This window comes from Micromonospora sp. C51 (genome assembly GCF_018070435.1).
Lineage (GTDB): Bacteria > Actinomycetota > Actinomycetes > Mycobacteriales > Micromonosporaceae > Micromonospora > Micromonospora sediminimaris.
This window is the reverse complement of record NZ_JAGPXQ010000006.1, coordinates 224,938-231,130: the sequence shown is the minus strand read 5'-3', so window position 1 is coordinate 231,130 and position 6,193 is coordinate 224,938. Positions and strand designations below refer to the sequence as shown.

Genomic DNA, 6,193 nt, shown 5'->3' with positions numbered 1-6,193 from the left:
GGGAGCCGGGGGCGGGGCGGGGGTCGGGGTCGCCCTTGTTGGGCCAGAGGGACAGGGCGCGCTCGGCTTGGGCGGTGATGGTGAGCGACGGGTTGACGCCCAGGTTGGCCGAGACGGCGGCACCGTCGACGACGTGCAGGCCGGGGTGGCCGTGCACCCGGTGGTAGGGGTCGATCACGCCGTCGGCGGCGGTGGCGCCGATCACCGCACCGCCCAGGATGTGCGCGGTCACCGGGATGTCGAACGGCTCGGTCAGCGCGCCGCCCGGCGTACCGCCGATCTCCTCCGCGAGCAGCCGGACCGCCTCGTTACCGGCCGGGATCCAGGTCGGGTTGGGGCGGCCGTGGCCCGGGCCGGAGACGAGCCGGCGGCCCCGCAGTCGAAGGGTCAGCGAGTTGTCGGTCGACTGCATCACCAGGGCGATCACCGTACGCTCCGACCAGCGTCGGACGGAGAGCAGCCGGGCGGCCACCCGGGGCTGCCGGAGCAGCTGCCCGAGCCACCGGCGCAGCCGGTGCGGCCCGCCGTCGACAAGCAGCGACTGGAGCAGCCCCATCGCGTTCGAGCCCCGGCCGTAGCGGACCGGCTCGATGTGGGTCTGCGGATCCGGGTGGAACGAGCTGGTGATGGCCACCCCCTCGGTGAAGTCCAACCCGCGCTCCCGGGCCCGCCTGCGAGGTACGGAGGCACCCAGGATCGCCTCCGAGTTGGTCCTGGTCAGCTCGCCGAGCCGGGACGAGAGGTTGGGCAGGTGACCCTGTTCCCGCATCTCGTGCAGCAGCCGCTGGGTGCCCAGCGCGCCGGCGGCGAAGATCACCTGGTCGGCGTGGATCACCTGCGACCCGCGGCGCAGCCAGCCGCCGGTGCGCTCGGCGTGCACCTGGTACCCGCCGTCGACCGGCCGGACCGCGGTCACCGTGGTCAGCGGATGTACCCGCACGCCGAGCCGTTCGGCCAACCAGAGATAGTTCTTGACCAGCGTGTTCTTCGCGCCGACGCGGCAGCCGGTCATGCAGGCGCCGCAGTGGGTGCAGCCGGTACGCTCCGGGCCGGCCCCGCCGAAGTAGGGGTCGGCGACCCGCTCTCCCGGCCGTCCGAGGTGCACGCCGACCGGGGTGGCGCGGAAGGTGTGCCCCACTCCCATCCGCTCGGCGACCTGCCGCATCGCCTGGTCCGCCCCGGTGGCGATCGGGTACGTGGTCACCCCGAGCATCCGTTTGGCCTGTTCGTAGTGGGGTGCCAGTTCGGCCCGCCAGTCGGTCAGGTGCCGCCACTGCGGGTCGTCGTAGAAGGCGTCCAGGGGCTCGTAGAGAGTGTTGGCGTACACCAGCGAACCCCCACCGACGCCGGCTCCGGACAGCACCAGCACGCCGCCGCCGGCTCGTCGGTGGGCCGCCCGGAGCAGGGTGATGCGCTGGAGGCCGAAACAACCCAGCCGCGGCGCCCAGAGGAAGCGACGCAGCCGCCACGAGGTCTGCGGGAACTCGTCGTCGGCGAACCGCCGGCCCGCCTCCAGTACGCCGACCGAGTAGCCCTTCTCGGCCAGCCGCAATGCGGCGACGCCGCCGCCGAAGCCCGACCCGATGACCACCACGTCGTACCGCATGGACGCATCATTACTTGCGAGTAGCTCTCGCGCCAGGACCTGATTCCGCGCGATCATGCTCCGCACCGCGTCAGTCTCGCCCGTTCGGGAAGCAACCACGAGCCCGGTTCAGCGCGTTGGACCGATATCGACCCAGGGCGGGTGTCGAAGTCCTCCGTCGAGCCGAGCGGCGCCGCAAGCGGCGTCGCAGGCGGGCAGGAATTCGACAGACGCCCTAAGGAGGCGGGGGATGATGCTCGGAGGAGACCGAAAACGGTTGACGTTGGTGCTGGCCGGTCTGGTCACCCTGACGGTGGTCGCGGTGATCGGCGTGATGGTGGCGCGTACCGGCGGCGACGACCGCCGGACACCGACCGCCGCCACCGGCGGCCCGAGCGGGTCGCCCAGCCCGAGCCCCAGCCCGAGCCCGAGCCCGCCTCCGGGTGCCGACATCACCGGCCCGCTCAACCTGCTGCTGGTCGGAGTGGACACCCGGGTGAGTGTGCCCGACTGGGAGCCGCACGCCGACGCCGTACTCGTGCTGCACGTGCCGGCGGGGCTGTCCCGGGCGTACCTCTTCTCCCTCCCCCGCGATCTGGTGGTGGACATCCCGGCCTACAAACCGGCCGGCTACCCGGGCGGGCGAACCAAGCTCACCCATGCGATGAGCTACGGCAGCCGGGTACCGGACCGCCCCAAGCGACCCGACGCCGCCCAGGGGTACGAGTTGCTGCGCCGTACGGTCAGCGACTACACGGGCCTGCGCATCGACGCGGGCGCGGTGCTCACCTTCGGCGGCTTCGACGAGTTGGTCGACAGCCTGGGTGGCGTGGACATCCGCGTCGACCAGCGGGTCGTGTCGCGGCACCGGCAACCCGACGGCAAGCACCGAAAGCCGGGCCCGGGTGTGGGCGGCTACGTCGGGCCACAGATGGTCTACGAACCCGGCGAGCGTCACCTCAACGGCTGGCAGGCCCTCGACTACGCCCGCCAGCGTTACCTGCCCGGTGGTGACTACGCCCGGCAACGCCACCACCAGCAGCTGATCCGGGCGCTGATCGGGAAGATCCTCGACCAGAATCTGGCCCGGCAGCCCGAGCGGGTCGAACAGGTGGTCGCGGCGCTCGACGACGCGCTGCTCTACGTCGGCGGCAGGCGGATCGTGGACTTCGCGTACGCCCTGGGCTCGTTGTCGCCGCAGGCGGTCACGCTGGTCGGGCTGCCCGGGGCTTCGGTGGGTCGGGGCAACGCCTACCGGGGCGAGGAACTGACCTCCGTCGGCCGCCGTTTCCTCACCCAACTGCGCGCCGGCAAAGCCGACGCCTTCCTGGCCGACAATCCGAAACTGAAGGTGAAGAGCTGACCGGGCCCTGCCACCGGACGAGGGAACGCCTCGCCCGGTGGCGGAGGAACCCTAGAGACGCTTCGGCGCGGCGGGCTTCTTCTTGCCGTAGAGCCAGGCGTCGAAGAGTTTCTTCAGCTTCTCACCGGAGATCCGCTCCGCCAGCGCCACGAACTCCTCCGTGGTGCCGTTGGCGTCGCGCTTCTCCCGCGCCCAGGTCTTGAGGATCTCGAAGAACGCCTTGTCGCCCACGGACACCCGCAGGGCGTGCACCGTCATCGCGCCGCGCTGGTAGACCGACTCGCTGAACATGTTCTTCACCCCCGGCTTGCCCGGCGGCGTACGCCAGACCTCCGCCGGCACCCGCGCCATCCGGATGTCGAACGCCTCCTTCGCGGTGAACTCGTCGGTGTGCTCGGCCCACAACCATTCGGCGTACGACGACAGACCCTCGTTGAGCCAGATGTCCTGCCACCGGCTCAACGCCACGCTGTTGCCGAACCACTGGTGGGCGACCTCGTGGGCGACGACGCCGGTGTTCTCGCCCCGCCGGAAGAAGCCAGCCGAGTAGACCGACCGGCTCTGCGTCTCCAACGCGTACCGGATGCGCTCGTCCGAGACGACCACACCGCCGTACGCCTCGACCGGGTACGGGCCGAAGACGGTTTCCAGGTAGTCGGCCACCTTGAGGGTCTTGGCCATCGACGCGTCCGCCGCGCCCTTGGCCACCTTCGTGGTCACCGCGTTGAACACCGGCCGTCCCTTGTGGCTGCCCTCTTTGATCCGGAACTTTCCGATCGTCACCATGCTCAGGTAGCTGGCCATCGGCGTGTTCTCGGCCCAGCGCCAGGTGGTCCAGCCGGCGGTGCTGGTCTTGCCGCCCGGAACGCCGTTGCTGATCGCGGTCAGTCCGTCCGGGACGGTGATCTCGAACCGGTAGGTGGCCTTGTCCGACGGGTGGTCGTTGACCGGGAACCAGGTGCTTGCCGACTCGGGCTGGCCGAGCGCGATCGCGCCGTCGCTGGTGTGCAGCCAGCCACCCTCACCGACGGCCTCGTTCTTCAATGACTTCGGCTTGCCCGCGTAGGTGATCTCGGCGGTGAAGTCCCGGCCGGACACCAGCCCGTCGGCCGGAGCGACGACCAGTTCGTTCTTCTCCTGTCGGTGTTGCGCAGGTGCACCGTCCACGGTGACCTGGCTGACCTTCAGGTGCGCCAGGTCGAGGTTGAACGACGACAGGTCGGCCGTCGCCTTCGCCTGGACGGTGGTGACGCCACTCAGCTGGTCCTTCGCCGGGTCGTAGCGAACCTTCACCGTGTAGCCGGCGACGTCGTAACCGCCGTTGCCGTAACTGGGGAAGTACGGATCCCCAGCTCCCGCGGCACCCGGTTGGAAGTCCGGTGGCGGCGTCGCCGACTCGCTCGGCGTCGCCGCGCTCGGCTCCGCCTCCTCCGGGGCGGCCGAGTCACAGCCGGTCAGCCCCAACGTCCCCACCAGCAGCAGAGCCACGCTCCGCCGAAGGTGCGTCCGCACACCTGTCATCGCACGTCCTCCCCGTGACACGTGACCGACCGACGGCCGGCCCGCGCGACCGACCGTCCGATCGCAGGCCGCAGCCTACCGATCAGATGATCACTGGAAGAACGTCGTTCGGGCGGTGGCCGCGAGCCGTTCTCCGGCCGACGACGGCCGGGCGGACGAGGTACCCGGGGGCTGGGCGGGTGCGGCGGTGCCGGTCAGGGCTGGGCGGGCGCGTCGGCGCTGGTCAAGGCTGGGCGGGCGCGGCGGCGCCGGTCAGCCAGGCGTCGAAGAACGAGCCCAGGTCGCGGCCGGAGACCCGTTCGGCCAGGGCGACGAAGTCGTCGGTGGTGGCGGTGCCGTCCCGACGCTCGCTGGTCCACGTCCGCAGCATCTCGAAGAAGGCGTCGTCGCCGACGGTACGCCGCAGCGCGTGCACGGTGAGCGCCCCGCGCTTGTAGACGGCGGTGCTGAACATCTGCCCGGGGCCGGGGTCGAGGGTGCGCCGGGACCAGTCGGTGGCCGCGTACTGGATTTCGAAGTTGCGCTGGGCGCTGCGTCCACCGTCGTGTTCCTCCCACAGCCACTCGGCGTAGCTGGCGAAGCCCTCGTTGAGCCAGATGTCACCCCAGCGGGCCAGCGCCACACTGTTGCCGAACCACTGGTGGGCCAGCTCGTGGGCGACCACGCTGTAGTTCGGCTCGCCGCCCCGGAAGAACCCCGGCCCGTAGACCGGCCGGGACTGGGTCTCCAGCGCGTATCCGATCCGGCCGTCGGAGACCACCACGCCGCCGTACGACTCGAAGGGGTACGGCCCGAAGCGGGTGGTCAGGAAGTCGGCGATCTCGCCGGTGCGGGCCAGGGAGGTGGCCGCCGGACCGGTCACCGGGAGCCCGTCCGGTACGGCGGTGACCATGGGCCGGCCGGCGTGTTCCTCGGTCCGCACCCGGTAGTCGCCGATCACGAGGGTGGTCAGGTAGCTCGCCATCGGTGAGCGCTCGGCCCAGCGCCAGGTGGTCCACCCGTCGGCGCTGGTCCGCTCCCCCGGCACTCCGTTGCTGAGCGCGGCGAGTCCGTCCGGGACGGTCACCTCAAGCTCGTAGGTGGCCTTGTCCGACGGATGGTCGTTGACCGGGAACCAGGTGGCCGCCGAGTGCGGTTGGCCGAGGGCGATCGCACCGTCGTCGGTGTGCTGGAAGCCGCCACTGCCGAGCACGCCGTCGGCGTCCGCCTCGGGTACGCCACCGTAGGCGACCTCCACCGTGAACCGGCTACCGGAGTCGAGCCCTCGGGCCGGGGTGACCACCAGTTCGCCGTCGTCCCGCCGGTGCTCGGCCGAGACACCGTCCACGGTCACCGAGCTGACCTCCAACCCGGACAGGTCCAGGTTGAATCGGGACAGCGCATGGGTGGCGGTCGCGGTGATCTCGGCGCTGCCGGTGAGCCGGTCGTCAGCCGGGTCGTAGCGCACCGCGAGCCGGTAGTGGGCCACGTCGTAGCCGCCGTTGCCGCTGCCCGGCACGTACGGGTCGCCGAGATCGACGCTGCCCGCCCGGAATTCGCCCGGCGTCGCCGCGTCCCGACCCCCGATGCCGCTGACCAGTACGACCGCCGCCACCACGGCCGCGACCACCGCCGCCGCACCGGCCCCCCACCTGCCAACCCTGCTGCTCACCAGCCCGAGCCTACTGCCGCCCCTTCCGTCGATCATGGAGTTGTGGCACGTGGCGAATCGGGCATAACCCAAC

Annotated in this window: 4 protein-coding genes; 1 reads left to right on the top strand and 3 read right to left on the bottom strand. The window is 71.2% G+C overall.

The features are described from left to right. A partial coding sequence (locus tag KBX50_RS10610) for an FAD-dependent oxidoreductase (protein WP_210936637.1) occupies positions 1-1,606 on the bottom strand: 1,606 nt, incomplete at its 3' end. A gap of 229 nt (positions 1,607-1,835) precedes the next feature. Here KBX50_RS10610 and KBX50_RS10605 point away from each other — a divergent pair. Further along, positions 1,836-2,948, top strand: coding sequence for an LCP family protein (locus KBX50_RS10605; RefSeq protein WP_210936635.1), 1,113 nt, complete (start codon positions 1,836-1,838; stop codon positions 2,946-2,948). Between the two features lie 51 nt (positions 2,949-2,999). Here the strand turns inward: KBX50_RS10605 and KBX50_RS10600 are convergent, their stop codons facing one another. Both KBX50_RS10600 and KBX50_RS10595 read right to left on the bottom strand, forming a co-directional pair. Beyond that, entirely contained in the window at positions 3,000-4,469 is a 1,470-nt protein-coding gene (locus KBX50_RS10600; protein ID WP_210936632.1) for a M1 family metallopeptidase, read from the bottom strand. Positions 4,470-4,692: 223 nt separating this feature from the next. After that, positions 4,693-6,120: a M1 family metallopeptidase gene (locus KBX50_RS10595; protein ID WP_374224596.1), complete on the bottom strand. Its 1,428-nt coding sequence runs from the start codon at positions 6,118-6,120 to the stop codon at positions 4,693-4,695. Between the last annotated feature and the right edge of the window lie 73 nt (positions 6,121-6,193).